This is a genomic window from Cupriavidus sp. D384, assembly GCF_001652915.1.
In the GTDB taxonomy this organism is placed as follows: domain Bacteria; phylum Pseudomonadota; class Gammaproteobacteria; order Burkholderiales; family Burkholderiaceae; genus Cupriavidus.
Window position 1 is genome coordinate 26,250 of record NZ_BBQI01000130.1, and the last position, 15,724, is coordinate 41,973.

Genomic DNA, 15,724 nt, shown 5'->3' on the forward strand with positions numbered 1-15,724 from the left:
GCGGTGCGTCGCCATTTTTTGTGTACGATACGGGTGACTTTTCTCCTCACTCGCTGCACCTGCAGCGGGATAACGTCCCCGAAATGGCAACCCGACGCAAAAAAACCGCGGATCCCGACCCGTCCGCCGCAGCGCTGCACGGCGGCGATCCCGCGGCATCCGACGCCGCCGAGTCTTCCGCCAGCAAAGGCATCTACCAGGATCTGCCGAACGCGATCATGGAACATCGGGGCTGACCGGCCACCCGCCCCTTCCTCCCGCCCCCCAAATGGACAAGCTGCTCGCCCTGAAAATGTACGTCGAGACCGTCGATGCGAGGGGCTTCTCGGCCGCCGCGCGACGCATGAACCTGGCCACTTCGTCGGTCACGCGCACGCTGGACGGCCTGGAGGCATCGCTGGGCACGGTGCTGCTCAACCGGTCCACGCGGCAGGTCACGGTGACCGAGGCCGGCGCCAGCTACTACCAGCAGGCGCGCCAGATCCTCGAAGCCGTGGCCGAGGCCGATGCCTCGATTGCCGACCATGGCGACCAGCCGGTGGGGCAACTGCGGGTATCGCTGCCGGTGGCGTTCGGGCGCTGCTGCATTTCACCCCATCTGGGCGACTGGCTGGCCCGTTTTCCGCAACTCGAACTCGATGTCGAACTGACCGACAGCATCGTCGACCTGCTCGGCGCCCGCGTGGACGTCTCCGTGCGGCTTGGCAGCGCGGCAGCCTACGACAACGTGATCGCGCGCGAGATTGGCCGCTTCCGCCGGCTGGTCGTCGCCAGCACCGGCTATCTCGACCGGCACGGCACACCCGCCGAGCCGGCCGACCTGGTGAACCATCGCTGCCTGCGCTTCAGCTTCGGCTCCCGCGACCAGGCCTGGCGGTTCCGCCCGGACGCCGGTGACGGCCGTGAGGGCAGCGAGCCGATCAGCGTGCCGGTCAGCGGCCCCTACCGCAGCAACAATATCGAGGTGTTGCGCGACATGGCGCTGGCTGGCGGCGGCGTGGCCCTGCTGCCGGACTGGCTGGTCGATGCCGATATCGCGGCCGCCCGGCTGACAGTGCTGTTCGACGACTGGTCCGTCACGCCGAACCAGTCGAATTCGGTGGTCACCGCGCTTTACCTGCCGAACCAGCGCGGCTCGCGCCGCATTGCGGCCTTCCTGGATTTCCTGGCCTCGCTGCCGGGCCCGACTGGCCGGCGCGACTGATTTCGCCGACGGATTTCAATTTGGCACGCTTTGCACGTGGCGCAACGCTGAGTTGCGCCACTTTGTGATTCCCGCAACGCCTTCGCGCGCCTACGCTCTGGACATCGCAACCCGATCTCCATTCCAGAGCCATGCAAGCCCAAACCTCCCCCAACGCCGGCGCCTCCAGCGCCGCCCCCATGTCCGGCACGCTGGTTGCGCTGTTTTCGCTCTGCGCAGGCGTGCTTGTCGCCAACCTGTACTACGCCCAGCCGATCATCGAACTGATCGCTCCGGCGGTGGGCCTGTCCGCGCAGAGCGCCAGCGTGATCGTGTCGCTGACCCAGATCGGCTATGCCATCGGCCTGTTTTTCCTGGTGCCGCTGGCCGACCTGCTCGAAAACCGCCGGCTCCTGATGGTCAGCGGCGTCGCCGCGGCAGCAAGCCTGGTAGGCGCCGCGCTGTCGTCACAGCCAGGCGTGTTCCTGCTGGTGTCGCTGCTGCTGGGCCTGAGTTCGGTCAGCGTGCAGATCCTGATTCCGCTCGCGGCACACCTGGCGCCCGAGGCGCTGCGCGGCCGTACCGTCGGCACGATCATGGGCGGCCTGCTGTCGGGCATCCTGCTGTCGCGGCCGTTGTCGAGCATGGCGGCGCAGTGGTTCGGCTGGCGCGCGGTGTTCTTCATCGCCGCCGCCATGACGCTGGCTACCGTGGTCATCATCGCGATGACGTTGCCGCGCCGCGAGCCGCAGCACCGCGCCAGCTACGCCAGCCTGCTGGCCTCGCTGTGGCATCTGTTCACGCGCTTTGCGGTGCTGCGCCAGCGCGCGCTGCTGCAGGGCCTGCTGTTTGCCGCGTTCAGCCTGTTCTGGACCGCCGCGCCGCTGGAGCTGGCCGCGCGCTATGGGCTGTCGCAATCGCAGATCGGCCTGTTTGCGCTGGTGGGCGCGCTGGGTGCCGTGGCCGCACCCATCGCCGGGCGACTGGCCGATGCCGGACACACCCGCGTGGCATCGTTCGCCGCCATGATCGTTGCCGCGCTGGCGTTCCTGCCGGGCCTGATCCACGGCCATGCCGGCCTGTACGGCCTGGCACTGACCGGCATCGTGCTCGACTTCGCGGTGCAGATGAACATGGTGCTGGGCCAGCGCGCGGTCTATGCGCTCGACGCCCATAGCCGGGCCCGCCTGAACGCGCTGTACATGACTGCGATCTTCGCCGGCGGCGCGGCGGGTTCGGCCATCGCCAGCGCGCTGTACACGCATGCGGGTTGGCAGGGCGTGGTGGTGGCGGGCAGCGGGCTGGCGCTCGTGGCGCTGGGCGCACTGGCGATGGCCTCGCGTCGCTGATCGCAACAGCCACCGGCGCCCCTCCCCGCGCAAGCGGGCGAGGGGCGCAGCGCCATCAGCACCTGCGCAGACAGAGGCTTTGCAGTGCATCAGGCCTCAATTGAACTTTGGGCGGCCGTTTCATAGAATCCAGCGCGATGCCGTTCCGGCCTGTTACGCGTTGACCGCGTCAAGGGGTGTGCCGATGAAAGCCGTGCTTGCCCACATCATGCGCAGAAAGCTGGCGTACGCAGACTTGCCGCTGTTCGCGCATATGCGCGACGAAGGCCTGCCGCCGCAGATCCGGCTCAGCTTCATGCGCGGCTTTGCGTTCTTCGTCATGGCCTTTGGCGACCTCAACCGCCACGTGCTGCGCAGCGAGCCGCCGTGCGACGTCTGGCAGGAACAGGTCAACCTGCACACCTTCGAGGACGACCATCACTGGCCGTGGTATCTGGAGGATTTCGAGACTCTGGGCTGGGATCGCGTCACCACCACTACCGATGCGCTGCGCGAGATCTGGAGCGACGACACCTGCCGCAGCCGCGTCCTGATGTACGACCTGTGCGCCATCGTGACCGATGCCCACGGCCCCGAGCGCCTGGCCGTGATCGAAGCCATCGAGGAAACCGGCAATGTCCTGTTCTCGCTCACGACGCCGCTGGCCGACGCGCTACAGGCCCGCCTGGGCGCCGAGCTGCGCTACCTTGGGGCCTATCACTTCGCGCTCGAATCAGGCCATATGCAGCACGCCGATCATTGGTCGCTGGCTGCCATCGCGCTGTCAGACGCGCAGCGCCGGCACTGCGTGGCCCTGGTGGACCGGGTGTTCGACGCCTTCACCCTGTGGACGCACGAGGCCGACAGGCAGATCCACCGCGCGTCCGCCCTGGCTGCCGTGGCCGCCGCGCCCAGTTAACCGGCGTCGCGGCCGAAGGCGCTGAACTTCTTCGCCAGGAAATCCACGAACAGCCGGATTCGCGACGACAACTGGTGTCGCTGCTGGTACACGGCGTAGATATTGGCCTCGGGCGTCGCAAACTGCGGCAGCACCTGTACCAGCCGGCCGCTGCGCAGGTATCGGTCGACATCCCATTCGGCGCGCAGCACGATGCCGTGTCCCTCCAGCGCCCAGTTCACGGCGATCTCGCCGTCGTTGGTCGTCAGGTTGCCCCGTACGTGGACCGATTCGGTGCGCACCTTGGCTCCCTTGACCGGCGCCAGCCGCCATACCCCGTAGGCGTCGCTGCCCTGCCGGATGCCGATGCAGTTGTGGCGCGGCAGATCGCCCGGCGTCTGCGGCGTGCCGTGCTCGCGCAGATAGCGTGGCGACGCACACAGCAGGCGGCGGTTCGGTGCCAGCAGCCGTGCCACGATGCGCGCATCGGGCGGCTCGCCAAAACGCACGCAGACATCGAAGGCATCCTCGGTCAGCGGCGGCGGATCGGCCGACAGCTGCAGCTGGACATCCACGTCCGGGTACATGCGGCTGTACTCGGAAATCACCGGCGCCACATGCATGCGGCCGAAGCCCAGCGTCGCATTGACGCGCAGCAGCCCGCTGGGCCGGCCCCGGGCGCTGGTCAGCAACTGTTCCAGATCATCCAGTTCGCCCAGGATGCGGCGCGCATGTTCCAGCAGGACCTCGCCTTCGGGGGTCAGGCTCATACGCCGCGTGGTGCGCGTGACCAGCGGCATGCCGATGCGGGTTTCCATCTGTCCCAGCCGCTTGCTGACCGCCGCCGTGGTGATGCCCAGATCCCGCGCCGCCGCGCTGAGACTGCCCGCCGTAGCCAGGGCCGTAAAGAAACCCAGCTCCGCCGGCTGGATCGCGCTATTGGAGGCCATCCCGCACCTTTAACCTGAAAGTTAAGAATGGTTTAACTTTAGTGCCGATCCAAAACTTCGTCCACCGTCCAGAATCCGTCCAACGCTCAACGCAGCGGTGAAGCAGATTCCCAGACCAGACAGGAGACGAAAGATGAAGACCTACAAGATCGCAACCATCCCGGGCGACGGCATTGGCAAGGAAGTGGTACCCGCGGGCCGTGAAGTCATGGAGGCCCTGGCGGCCACCGGCGCCGGCTTCCGCTTCGAGTTCCAGAACTTCGACTGGGGCGGCGACTACTACCGCCAGCACGGCGTGATGATGCCCGCCGACGGCCTCGACGCGCTGCGCGACAAGGACGCGATCCTGTTCGGCTCGGCCGGCGACAACCAGATTCCCGACCACATCACGCTCTGGGGCCTGCGCCTGAAGATCTGCCAGGGCTTCGACCAGTACGCCAACGTGCGCCCGACGCGCATCCTGCCCGGCATCGATGGCCCGCTCAAGCGCTGCGCGCCCGAAGACCTGAACTGGGTGATCGTTCGCGAGAACTCCGAGGGCGAATACTCGGGCGTGGGCGGCCGCGTGCACCAGGGCCATCCGATCGAGGCCGCCACCGATGTGTCGATGATGACCCGCGTGGGCGTGGAGCGCATCCTGCGCTTTGCCTTCAGGCTGGCACAGTCGCGGCCGCGCAAGCTGCTGACCGTCATTACCAAGTCCAACGCCCAGCGCCATGCCATGGTGATGTGGGACGAGGTGGCCGTGCAGGTGGCGAAGGACTTCCCCGATGTCACGTGGGACAAGGAACTGGTCGATGCCGCCACCGCGCGCATGGTGAACCGTCCGAAGACGCTGGACACCATCGTCGCCACCAACCTGCACGCCGACATCCTGAGCGACCTGGCCGCCGCGCTGGCCGGCAGCCTGGGCATCGCCCCGACCGGCAATATCGACCCGGAACGCCGCTATCCGTCGATGTTCGAGCCGATCCACGGCTCCGCCTTCGACATCATGGGCAAGGGCCTCGCCAACCCGGTGGGCACCTTCTGGTCGGTCGTCATGCTGCTGGAACACCTTGGCGAGAACGAAGCCGCACAGCGCGTGATGGCCGCCATCGAGGCCGTCACGGCCAACCCGGCCCTGCATACGGGCGACCTGGGCGGCAAGGCGAAGACCGTCGACGTCACCAAGGCCGTGTGCGACTTCCTGGCCGACAACAAGCAGGCCAAGGCCGCCTGACTGTCCGACTCCCCTCTCCTGATTGCGGGAGAGGGGCCGGGGGGTGTGGCCCTTTGACAGCCACCGTAGCGTCTCGAGAGGCTTGCCCTCTCCCCTGACCTTCTCCCGCAGGCGGGAGAGGGAAACCCGACGCCCCCAGAACTTGCGGTCCCAGACACGGCCACCAGAGCCCCGACCGCAGGCGAATCACCTCGAATCAGCAGGAGACAGCCATGATTCAAAGGCTATTGGGCAAGCTGTATGTGCAGGTATTGCTCGGCGTATCGGCCGGCATTGCGCTCGGCGTGTTCTACCCGGACTTCGGCAGCAGCCTCAAGCCATTCGGCGACGTGTTCATCAAGCTCATCAAGATGGTCTTCGCGCCGATCATCTTCGCCACCGTGGTGCTGGGCATCGCGCGCATGGAGAACATGAAGGAACTGGGCCGCGTCGGCGTGCGCGCCCTGCTCTATTTCGAAGTGCTTTCCACGTTCGCCCTGGCCCTTGGCCTGATCGTCGTGAACGTGGTGCAACCGGGTGCGGGCATGAACGTCGACCCCGCGCACCTCGACGCCAAGGCCATCGCCGCCTACACCCATGCTGCCGAAAAGCCCCATTCGTTCATCGACTTCCTGATGAACATGGTGCCCACCAGCGTCATCGATGCGCTGGCCCGCAACGACATCCTCCAGATCCTGGTCTTCGCCACGCTGTTCGGCATCGCGCTGTCGCATATCGGGCCGCGTGCCCGGCCCGTGGTCGACTTCCTCGACTCGATCACGCACGGCATCTTCTCGGTGGTCGGCATGATCATGCGCCTGGCGCCGCTGGCGGCCTTCGGGGCCATGGCCTTCACGGTTGGCAAGTACGGCCTGGGCTCGGTGGTGTCCCTGGGCAAGCTGATGGGCACCATGTACCTCACGTGCCTGTTGTTCGTGGTCATCGTGCTTGGCGGCGTGGCGCGCATGGCGGGCTTCAGCCTCTGGAAATTCCTGCGCTATATCCGCGACGAACTGTTCACGGTGCTTGGCACCAGCTCGTCGGAATCGGTGGTGCCGCAGTTGATGCGCAAGCTCGAGAACGCAGGCGTGTCGAAGCCGGTGGTAGGCCTGGTGGTGCCGTCCGGCCTCACGTTCAACCCCGACGGCCAGTGCATCTACTACACGATGGCGGCCATCTTCATCGCCCAGGCCACCAACACCCCGCTGACGCTGACCGACCAGATCGTGGTACTGGGCGTGCTGTTGCTGACCTCGAAGGGGTCGGCTGGCGTGACCGGCTCCGGCTTCATCACGCTGGCCGCCACGCTGGCGTCGATGGGCAAGATTCCGGTGGCCGGCATGGTGCTGCTGCTGGGCGTTGACCGCTTCATGTCCGAGGCCCGCGCCATCACCAACACGATCGGCAACGCCGTGGGCACGCTGGCAATTGCGCGCTGGGTTGGCGCCATCGACCAGCAGCGGCTGGAAGCCGCGCTCGACGGCAAGCTGCAGGACGACCCCGAAGTGCTGGCCGATCCGGCCCCGGTTTCCGCGCCGGCCCCATCGATCGGCACGCACCTGACCCGCGCCGCCGATGCCCACGCCGGCCTGATGCACTGACAGGACGACATCGCCATGGAAACCTCACAGGCCCGTGCGCTGCTGCGCCGCATGTTCGATGCCGCCATCGCCGCCGCGCAACCGTCGCTCACGCTGGCCCGCTATCTGCCGGAACCGCCGCAATCGCCCAGGGGCCGCACCATCGTGATCGGTGCCGGCAAGGCATCCGCCGCAATGGCCCAGGCCTTCGAGGCCGCCTGGCCCGGGCCGCTCGAAGGGCTGGTGGTCACGCGCTACGGCTACGCGGTGCCGTGCCAGCGCATCGAGATTGTCGAAGCGGCGCATCCGGTGCCCGACACCGCCGGGCACGAGGCTGCACGCCGCATGCTGGAACTGGTCTCGGGGCTGACCGAAGATGACCTCGTGGTCAGCCTGATCTCGGGCGGCGGATCATCGCTGCTGCCGCTGCCGCTGGCCGGCGTGTCGCTCGAAGACAAGCAGGCCATCAATCGCGCGCTGCTGAAGTCCGGCGCCACCATCACCGAGATGAACTGCGTGCGCCGGCATCTGTCGGCCATCAAGGGCGGCCGCCTGGCGGCGGCATGCCATCCGGCGCGCATCTGCAACCTGCTGCTGTCCGATGTGCCGGGCGACGACCCGATCGATATTGCGTCGGGGCCGACGGTGGCCGATCCCACCACGCGGCACGATGCGCTGGACATCATCCGCCGCTATGGCCTGGATGTGCCGGCACATGTCCTGCGCGTACTGGATTCCGAGGCCGCCGAAGCCATCAAACCCGGCGACCCCCGCCTGCCGCGCATCGACACCACGCTGATCGCCACGCCGCGCATGGCGCTGGAAGCCGCCGCGGCGGTGGCGCGCGAAGCCGGGCTTGCCGTGCATCTGCTTGGCGACGCCATCGAAGGCGAGGCGCGCGACGTGGGCCTGGTGCTTGGCGGCATCGCCCTGGAGGCCGCCGACCACCGGCTGTTTTCCACGCCCTGCGTGCTGCTGTCCGGCGGCGAAACCACGGTCACCGTACGCGGCAACGGGCGCGGCGGCCGCAATGTCGAGTTCCTGCTGGCCCTTGCCATGACGCTGCGCGGCCACGCCGGCATCCATGCGCTGGCCGGCGACACCGATGGCGTCGACGGCCAGGAAGAGATTGCCGGCGCCGTCATCAGCCCCGACACGCTGCGGCGCGCATGGGCCCTCGGCATCCGGCCGCAGGACGCGCTCGCCAATAACGACGGGCACGGTTTCTTCGCAGCACTGGGCGACGCCGTCATCACCGGCCCCACCCTCACCAACGTCAACGATTTCCGCGCGATCCTGATCGCGCCCTGATGGAGCAACTCATGAGACGCCTTCGCAACGCGAAGATCGTGGCCACGCTGGGTCCCGCCAGCACGTCGCCCGAGATCATCGACGCCCTGTTCGAAGCCGGCGCCGATGTCTTCCGCCTGAACTTCAGCCACGGCAGTCACGACGACCACCAGCAGCGGCTGGACACGATCCGCGCCATCGAACAGCAGCGCGGCCGCCCCATCGGCGTGCTGCTGGACCTGCAAGGCCCCAAGCTGCGCATCGGCACGTTTGCCGACGGCCCCGTCCAGCTGGCGGCACAGGCATCGTTCCGGCTCGACCTGGACCGCGACACGCCGGGATCGGCCGCGCGCGTCAGCCTGCCGCACCCCGAGATTTTCGCGGCCCTGCGCGAAGGTGCGGAACTGCTGCTCGACGATGGCAAGGTCCGGCTGCGCGTGGATCGGTGCGGCGCCGAGTTTGCGGAGACCACGGTCATCAACGGCGGCGCGCTGTCCGACCGCAAGGGGGTCAATGTGCCCGGCGTGGTGCTGCCGCTATCGGCAATGACCGAGAAGGATCGCCGCGATCTCGATTTTGGGCTGACCCTCGGGGTGGACTGGATTGCGCTGTCGTTCGTGCAGCGCGCCGAGGACATCCAGGAGATCAAGGCTATCGTGCAGGGCCGCGCCGGCATCGTCGCCAAGCTCGAGAAACCCGCTGCCATCCAGAGCCTGGACGCCATCGTTGCCGAGGCCGATGCCGTGATGGTGGCGCGCGGCGACCTGGGCGTGGAGATGCCCGCCGAACAGGTGCCGTCGCTGCAGAAGCAGATCGTGCGCGCCTGCCGCAAGGCCGGCAAGCCGGTGATCGTCGCCACGCAGATGCTGGAATCGATGATCGCCGCGCCGGTGCCGACGCGCGCCGAGGCCTCTGACGTTGCCACGGCCGTCTACGACGGCGCCGACGCCGTGATGCTTTCCGCCGAATCGGCATCGGGGCGCTATCCGGTGGAGGCCGTGAAGATGATGGACAGCATCATCACGCGCACCGAGTCCGACCCGCTCTATCACGATGCCATCCAGGCATCGCACACGCCACCGCGCGCCGAAGCGGCCGACGCCATCGGTTACGCGGTGCGCCATGTGGCCGGGCTGCTCAAGGTGCCGGCCACGGTGGCCTACACAAGTTCGGGCTATTCCGCGCTGCGCATGGCGCGCGAGCGGCCCGAGGTGCCGATCCTCGGCATGACCCCGCGCGTGGCAACCGCGCGCCGGCTGGCGCTGGCCTGGGGTGTCCATGCCGTGCTGTGCCATGAGGTGGTCGACGTGCTGGAAATGACCGAGCTGGCCAGCCGCACCGTGCTCAAGGAGCGCTTTGGCGAGCGCGGCCAGTCCATCGTGATCTCCGCCGGCCTGCCGTTCACGGTCGCCGGCACCACCAATCTGCTGCGCATCGCGCAGGTGCAGTAACGGCAACCAGGCAACGAGGCCAATCCCATGTCAGTGATACAGGAAGTGCGCGGCTACGAGGTGCTCGATTCGCGCGGCAATCCCACCGTGGCGGCGCAGGTGCTGCTGGCCGATGGCAGCGAAGGGTTCGCGGCTGCACCATCGGGCGCCTCCACCGGCTCGCGCGAGGCCATCGAGCTGCGCGATGGCGATCCCCATCGCTACGCCGGCAAGGGCGTGCGCCGCGCCGTGGGCCATATCAATGTCGATATCGCCCGCACGCTGGCCGGCATGCCCGCCGCCGACCAGGCCGAGATCGACCAGTGCCTGATCCGGCTCGATGGCACCGCCGACAAATCGCGCCTGGGCGCCAACGCGCTGCTGGCCGTGTCGCTTGCCACGGCGCGCGCGGCGGCCACATCGGCGGGCGTGCCGCTGTACCGGGCCATCGGCACGGGTAACCAGGACCTGCGCCTGCCCATGCCGATGATGAACATCATCAATGGCGGCGCGCATGCCGACAACAGCGTGGACATGCAGGAATTCATGATCCTGCCCGTGGGCGCGCCGTCGTTCTCGGAGGCCGTGCGCTGGGGCGCCGAGGTGTTCCACACGCTCAAGTCGCTGCTCAGGCAGCGCGGGTACTCCACAGCCGTAGGCGACGAAGGCGGCTTTGCGCCGGACCTGAAGTCGAACGAGCAAGCGCTCGAAGTCATCATGCAGGCCATCGACGCTGCCGGCTTCTACGCCGGGCGCGATATTGCGCTGGGCCTGGACGTGGCAAGTTCGGAGTTCTACCGCGACGGCAGCTACGTGCTGCAGTCGGAAAACCGCCGTTACGACGCGGCCGGCTTTGCCGACCTGCTGGCCGGCTGGGTCTCGCAGTATCCGATCGTCACCATCGAGGACGGCATGGCCGAAGGCGACTGGGCAGGCTGGAAGCTGCTGACCGGGCGCCTGGGCAACCAGGTGCAACTGGTGGGCGACGACCTCTTCGTCACGAACACGGCGATCCTCAAGGAAGGCATCGACTGCGGCGTCGCCAACGCGATCCTGATCAAGCCGAACCAGATCGGCACGCTGACCGAAACGCTGGCCGCCATCGACATGGCCCACCGCGCCGGCTATGCGTCGGTGGTCTCGCATCGCTCGGGCGAGACCGAAGACACCACCATTGCCGATCTCAGCGTCTGCACCGCCGCAACGCAGATCAAGACCGGCTCGCTGTCGCGCTCGGACCGCGTGGCGAAGTACAACCGGTTGCTCTACATCGAGGCCGAACTCGGCTGCGCGGCCACCTTCGCAGGCCGCCAGGCGTTCTCCGTATCGATCTGATCCCTGCATTACCCGCACGACGCGCTTTACCCGCATTTTCGCGGCCACTACAAGAAGAGGAGACAACCATGCGTAATTTCACCCCCCGGACAATGCGCCGGGTTCTGGGCCTGTCGCTGTGCGCCATCGGCCTTGGCGGCGCATCGCTTGCCATGGCGCAGGAATGGCCCGCCAAGCCGATCAGCCTGGTGGTGCCGTTCCCGTCCGGCGGCACCACCGACATCCTGGCCCGCGCGCTGGGCGACCAGTTGTCGAAGAATCTCGGCCAGCCGGTGATCGTCGAGAACCGGCCCGGTGCGGGTGCCACCGTGGGTGCCGACTATGTGGCGAAGGCCAGGCCGGACGGTTATACGCTGCTGATGGGTGCCGTGCATCACACGATTGCCACCTCGGTCTATCGCAAGCTGCCGTACAGCTTCCAGAAGGACCTGGCGCCGGTGTCGACGCTTGCCATGGTGCCAAACGTGCTGGTCATCAACAGCGCGAAGACGCCGGCGAAGAACGTGGCCGAGCTGGTGTCGCTGGCGAAAAAGGCTTCGCCCGAACTGTCGTACGGCTCGAACGGCAATGGCACCGCGCAGCACCTGATCGGCACGCAGTTCCAGGCCGCCACCGGCACGCAATTGCTGCATGTGCCGTACAAGGGCAGTGGCCCGCTGACCACCGACCTGCTGGGCGGACAGGTCACGATGTCGTTCGATACCCTGACGACGGCGCTGCCGCATATCAAGGCCGGCAAGCTCAAGGCGCTGGCAGTGACCACCGCCAAGCGGTCCAGCGTGTTGCCCGACGTGCCCACGCTGGAAGAAGCCGGTCTCAAGGGTTTCGATATCGGCACCTGGTTCGGCGTGCTGGCGCCGGCGGCAACGCCCAAGCCCATCGTCACGCGGCTCAACGCCGAAATCGTGAAGATCGTGAATTCGCCGGACTTCCAGCAACGCATGGCCGCAGCCGGGGCAGAGCCGATGCCGAGCGCGCCTGACGCCTTTGCGAAGCGCATCAACGACGAGACATCGAAGTTCGCCGTGCTGGTCAAGGAAGGCAAGGTGACGATCGAGTAACCGGGAACGCGCCGGGCAGGCGGCGCGTACGCAGCAACCCGAAGCGGGTTTTCCCGCACTGTCCCGTCAAGCAAAACGGATGTCCCGATAAGTCAAACCGTGAGCTGTCATTCCCCGATACTTCGCTGGGTCGCGGCCATTCCGCGGCAAGCCAGCCGACCCCCGGCATTGTGCGGGGCGCGGTTGAGAATATCAGGAGACGGTTCATGTCGGGACTTCGTATTTCACGTCCTCAAATTTTTGCCGGCGCCCCGAGCGCCCGGGCTTCACGCTACTACCCGTGGCTGGTCTTTGCGCTGAGCTTTGGCCTGCTGCTGTCCGACTATATGTCGCGGCAGGTACTCAACGCGTTGTTTCCGCTGCTCAAGGCGGAATGGGCGCTCAGCGACGCCAATCTTGGCGCGCTGGGCGGTGTGGTGGCATTGATGGTGGGCGTGCTCACCCTGCCGCTTTCGATCCTGGCTGACCGCTGGGGCCGCGTACGCAGCCTGACCCTCATGGCCGCGCTCTGGAGCCTGGCGACGCTGGGCTGCGCCATCGCCAATTCGTTTGGCGAGATGTTCGTCGCACGACTCTTCGTGGGCATCGGCGAGGCCGCCTACGGCAGCGTCGGCATCGCGCTGGTGCTGTCGGTCTTTCCGCGCCATCTGCGCGCCAGCCTCAGTGCAGCTTTCATCGCCGGCGGTGCGTTCGGCTCGGTGCTTGGCATGGCGCTGGGCGGCGTGATCTCGGCGCACTTCGGCTGGCGTGTGGCGTTTGTCAGCATGGCCCTGTTTGGCCTGGTGATGGTTGGCTTCTACCGCCTGCTGGTCACCGAAGAGCGCCTGAAGGTCCAGCGCGACGCGCTCAATGATCAGCCGGTTGAGGAACCGCGCCTGGGACCGATGCCGCTGCGTGCACTGTGCAGCGCGCTGGTGGCCTCGCGATCGATCATCTGCGCCTACGTCGGCAGCGCCCTGCAGCTGTTCGTGATGGGTTCGCTGCTGGCGTGGATGCCCAGCTTCCTGGGCCGCTACTACGGCCTGGCCACTGCGCAAGCCGGCCTTGGCGCCGCGGGCTTCGTTCTGGTGGGCGGTGCCGGCATGATCGTGTGCGGCGCGCTGACCGATCGCGTGGCCCGCCACGCTCCGGCGCGCAAATGGCTGATGGCCGTCACGTACAGCGTGCTCTGCTTTGCGCTGCTTGGCACCGCGTTCCACCTGCAGGCAGGCACCGCGCAACTGGCACTGATCGCCGGCGGCATGATGCTGGCGGGCGGCAGCGCCGGCCCGGCCAGCGCGGCCGTCGCCAACCTGACCGACCCCCGCATCCACGCCAGCGCGTTCGCCACCCTGACGCTGGTGAACAACCTGCTTGGCCTGGCGCCGGGTCCGTTCTTCACCGGCCTGATGGCCGACCACATCGGCCTGGCGGGCGCCCTGCAGTGGATGCCTGTCGCGGGCCTGATTGCCGCGATCTGCTTCCTGATCGGCCGCCGCACCTATACCGCCGATCTGGACCGCCTGGCACAAACCCGCTCGGCTGCCTGATCCCGCGCCTCGAATACACAAGCGATACAACGATGTTTTTGTCCCCCGATATCACCGTACTGCTGGTGCCCGGGCTGCGTGACCACGTAGCCGACCACTGGCAGACCCTGCTGCAGGCCGAACTGGAGGCCCAGGGCCAGAAAGTGGCGTCGGTGCAGCCGCTGGAACACGACAAGCTCAGCTGCGCCGCACGCATGGTTGCCCTCGACGAGGCCATCGCCGCCATCGACGGACCCGTCGTGCTTGGCGCGCACAGCGCCGGTGTGATGATCACCGTGCACTGGGCCCGGCACATGCACCGCCGCGTGCAGGCCGGCAAGATCCTCGGCGCGCTGCTGGCGACGCCAGCCGACCTGGAAACGCCGATGCCGCAGGGCTATCCGGATGTTGCCACGCTCGACCAGCACGGCTGGTTGCCGATGCCGCGCCAGGCACTGCCATTCCCGACGTTGCTGGCGGCCAGCCGCAACGATCCGCTGGCCTCGTTCGAACGTGCCGCCGTGATGGCGCAGGACTGGGGCAGCGAGCTGGTCGATCTCGGGCAGGTAGGCCATCTGAATCCGGCCGCCGGATTCGGCCCCTGGCCCGCAGCCATGTCGCTGCTGGCACGGCTGGCGCACTGACCGGCTGACCGGCGGCCTTGCCGCCAAAACAATATTTCGCAGCACCGTAGCACCCCATTCCGACGGGAACCCCCACTACACAAGACGTAATAAGGAGACTGTTTCATGAAGCTCAAGGGCATGGCCGCGGCCGCATTGTTCGCCTGTACCGGCAGCGCATTCGCGCAATCCACCGTCACGCTGTATGGCGTGATCGACGCCAGCGTGGAATACGCGAACCACGTCGCACCGTACTCCGCGGCAGGCTTTACCCCGAATCCGGGCGCCGGCGACACCGTATATCGCATGAACTCGGGCGGCCTGTCCGGTTCGCGCTGGGGTCTGCGCGGTACGGAAGACCTGGGCAATGGCCTGAAGAGCCTGTTCGTGCTGGAAAGCGGTTTCAGCGTCGACAACGGCACGATGCAGCAGAGCAACCGCCTGTTCGGTCGTCAGGCATTTGTCGGCCTGCAGCACCGGACGTTCGGCCAGATCACGCTGGGCCGCCAGTACACGTCGCTGTTCGCGGCGATGGCCAACTTCATGCCGACCGCCTACGCCACCCAGTACGAGCCGGCAGCCCTGATGGCAGGCAACAACTTCCGCGAGGACAACGTGCTGGCCTACAACGGCACGTTCGGCCCGCTGACGACCATGGCGCACTTCTCGTTCGGCGCCGGCGTGCCCAACCTGCCGGCCGGCACGATCGCCTTTGGCGGCAACGGCGAGGTGCCGGGAGCCTTCCGCCGCGACAACGCCTTCGGCGCGGCCGCGGTGTACTCGGCCGGCCCGTTCGGCGCGGCCATCGCCTATGACCAGTGGAATCCGTCGATCAACAACGTCGCCGGCGTCTACCAGGGCAACACCGCCACGCTGAAGAAGGCGTCGGTTGCGGCCAGCTACACGATCGGTGCGGTAGCCAAGATCATGGGCGGCTACCGCTGGGGCAAGGCCGAGAACAACGGCACGAACGCCCAGATCCAGCGTGACGACTACTACTGGATCGGTGTGAACTATCAGGTCACGCCGGCCATCGGTCTGACGCTGGAGTACGACTACGACGATCTCAAGCGCGACTACTTCAACCGCACCAATGCGCCGAATCCGTGGCAGGTTGCCTTTGTGGCGAACTATGCGTTCTCGAAGCGCACGGACCTGTACCTGAGCACGGCCTACGCCAAGCATGCCGGCCTGACGCTCGATGGCGCCAGCACGAACCAGCTGGCATCGACCGGCGCCACGGGCAACAGCTACATCCTGGGCAACGGCCAGAGCAGCATGGTCGGGGTCAGCCTCGGCATCCGCCACAAGTTCTGATCATGTAGGGATCGGCGCGT

At 67.2% G+C, this 15,724-nt stretch carries 14 protein-coding genes; 13 read left to right on the forward strand and 1 reads right to left on the reverse strand.

What is annotated here, in order from left to right; genetic code table 11:
- Positions 1-83: 83 nt before the first annotated feature.
- The 4 genes from A9J21_RS31830 to A9J21_RS29040 all read left to right on the forward strand — a co-directional run bounded on the left by A9J21_RS31830 (position 84) and on the right by A9J21_RS29040 (position 3,430).
- A complete protein-coding gene (locus A9J21_RS31830; RefSeq protein ID WP_156546329.1) occupies positions 84-236 on the forward strand; it encodes a hypothetical protein in 153 nt (50 codons plus the stop codon).
- A 32-nt stretch (positions 237-268) separates the two neighbouring features.
- Positions 269-1,204, forward strand: coding sequence for a LysR family transcriptional regulator (locus A9J21_RS29030; protein WP_066742183.1), 936 nt, complete (start codon positions 269-271; stop codon positions 1,202-1,204).
- Positions 1,205-1,335: 131 nt separating this feature from the next.
- Positions 1,336-2,532: an MFS transporter gene (locus A9J21_RS29035; protein WP_066742186.1), complete on the forward strand. Its 1,197-nt coding sequence runs from the start codon at positions 1,336-1,338 to the stop codon at positions 2,530-2,532.
- A 184-nt stretch (positions 2,533-2,716) separates the two neighbouring features.
- A complete protein-coding gene (locus A9J21_RS29040; RefSeq protein ID WP_066742189.1) occupies positions 2,717-3,430 on the forward strand; it encodes a hypothetical protein in 714 nt (237 codons plus the stop codon).
- On the opposite strand, the gene A9J21_RS29045 is transcribed toward A9J21_RS29040, so the two are convergent.
- The gene (locus A9J21_RS29045) at positions 3,427-4,359 is read right to left on the reverse strand and encodes a LysR family transcriptional regulator (RefSeq protein WP_066742192.1); all 933 of its coding nucleotides are present in this window, start codon (positions 4,357-4,359) and stop codon (positions 3,427-3,429) included. The two genes, A9J21_RS29040 and A9J21_RS29045, sit on opposite strands and share 4 nt — an antisense overlap.
- 133 nt (positions 4,360-4,492) lie before the next feature.
- Here A9J21_RS29045 and A9J21_RS29050 point away from each other — a divergent pair, with 133 nt between their 5' ends.
- The 9 genes from A9J21_RS29050 (at position 4,493) to A9J21_RS29090 (ending at position 15,704) form a co-directional block, all read left to right on the forward strand.
- Positions 4,493-5,581: a tartrate dehydrogenase gene (locus A9J21_RS29050; protein WP_066742195.1), complete on the forward strand. Its 1,089-nt coding sequence runs from the start codon at positions 4,493-4,495 to the stop codon at positions 5,579-5,581.
- 212 nt (positions 5,582-5,793) lie between these two features.
- Positions 5,794-7,161, forward strand: a complete 1,368-nt coding sequence (locus A9J21_RS29055) for a dicarboxylate/amino acid:cation symporter (protein ID WP_066742200.1) — start codon at positions 5,794-5,796, stop codon at positions 7,159-7,161.
- 15 nt (positions 7,162-7,176) lie between these two features.
- A complete protein-coding gene (locus A9J21_RS29060) occupies positions 7,177-8,451 on the forward strand; it encodes a glycerate kinase (RefSeq protein ID WP_066742203.1) in 1,275 nt (424 codons plus the stop codon).
- Between the two features lie 11 nt (positions 8,452-8,462).
- Positions 8,463-9,881 (forward strand): pyruvate kinase, encoded by a 1,419-nt coding sequence (gene pyk / locus A9J21_RS29065; RefSeq protein WP_066742555.1) that lies wholly within the window; start codon positions 8,463-8,465, stop codon positions 9,879-9,881.
- A gap of 27 nt (positions 9,882-9,908) precedes the next feature.
- Complete coding sequence (gene eno / locus A9J21_RS29070; RefSeq protein WP_066742206.1) at positions 9,909-11,195, forward strand: phosphopyruvate hydratase; 1,287 nt, start codon at positions 9,909-9,911, stop codon at positions 11,193-11,195.
- Positions 11,196-11,263: 68 nt separating this feature from the next.
- Positions 11,264-12,256 carry a tripartite tricarboxylate transporter substrate binding protein gene (locus tag A9J21_RS29075; RefSeq protein WP_066742208.1) on the forward strand — a complete coding sequence of 331 codons (993 nt, stop codon included), beginning with the start codon at positions 11,264-11,266 and terminating at the stop codon, positions 12,254-12,256.
- A gap of 206 nt (positions 12,257-12,462) precedes the next feature.
- A complete protein-coding gene (locus tag A9J21_RS29080; protein ID WP_066742211.1) occupies positions 12,463-13,785 on the forward strand; it encodes an MFS transporter in 1,323 nt (440 codons plus the stop codon).
- 32 nt (positions 13,786-13,817) lie between these two features.
- Entirely contained in the window at positions 13,818-14,408 is a 591-nt protein-coding gene (locus A9J21_RS29085) for an alpha/beta hydrolase (RefSeq protein ID WP_066742214.1), read from the forward strand.
- Positions 14,409-14,513: 105 nt separating this feature from the next.
- Positions 14,514-15,704, forward strand: a complete 1,191-nt coding sequence (locus A9J21_RS29090; RefSeq protein ID WP_066742217.1) for a porin — start codon at positions 14,514-14,516, stop codon at positions 15,702-15,704.
- Positions 15,705-15,724: the final 20 nt, after the last annotated feature.

Excerpts from the sequence above, each read along its gene's own strand:
- A9J21_RS31830 (WP_156546329.1), top strand. The coding sequence starts at position 84 with ATGGCAACCCGACGCAAAAAAACCGCGGATCCCGACCCGTCCGCCGCA.
- A9J21_RS29030 (WP_066742183.1), top strand. The coding sequence starts at position 269 with ATGGACAAGCTGCTCGCCCTGAAAATGTACGTCGAGACCGTCGATGCG.
- A9J21_RS29035 (WP_066742186.1), top strand. The coding sequence starts at position 1,336 with ATGCAAGCCCAAACCTCCCCCAACGCCGGCGCCTCCAGCGCCGCCCCC.
- A9J21_RS29040 (WP_066742189.1), top strand. The coding sequence starts at position 2,717 with ATGAAAGCCGTGCTTGCCCACATCATGCGCAGAAAGCTGGCGTACGCA.
- A9J21_RS29045 (WP_066742192.1), bottom strand. The coding sequence starts at position 4,359 with ATGGCCTCCAATAGCGCGATCCAGCCGGCGGAGCTGGGTTTCTTTACG.
- A9J21_RS29050 (WP_066742195.1), top strand. The coding sequence starts at position 4,493 with ATGAAGACCTACAAGATCGCAACCATCCCGGGCGACGGCATTGGCAAG.
- A9J21_RS29055 (WP_066742200.1), top strand. The coding sequence starts at position 5,794 with ATGATTCAAAGGCTATTGGGCAAGCTGTATGTGCAGGTATTGCTCGGC.
- A9J21_RS29060 (WP_066742203.1), top strand. The coding sequence starts at position 7,177 with ATGGAAACCTCACAGGCCCGTGCGCTGCTGCGCCGCATGTTCGATGCC.
- pyk (WP_066742555.1), top strand. The coding sequence starts at position 8,463 with ATGAGACGCCTTCGCAACGCGAAGATCGTGGCCACGCTGGGTCCCGCC.
- eno (WP_066742206.1), top strand. The coding sequence starts at position 9,909 with ATGTCAGTGATACAGGAAGTGCGCGGCTACGAGGTGCTCGATTCGCGC.
- A9J21_RS29075 (WP_066742208.1), top strand. The coding sequence starts at position 11,264 with ATGCGTAATTTCACCCCCCGGACAATGCGCCGGGTTCTGGGCCTGTCG.
- A9J21_RS29080 (WP_066742211.1), top strand. The coding sequence starts at position 12,463 with ATGTCGGGACTTCGTATTTCACGTCCTCAAATTTTTGCCGGCGCCCCG.
- A9J21_RS29085 (WP_066742214.1), top strand. The coding sequence starts at position 13,818 with ATGTTTTTGTCCCCCGATATCACCGTACTGCTGGTGCCCGGGCTGCGT.
- A9J21_RS29090 (WP_066742217.1), top strand. The coding sequence starts at position 14,514 with ATGAAGCTCAAGGGCATGGCCGCGGCCGCATTGTTCGCCTGTACCGGC.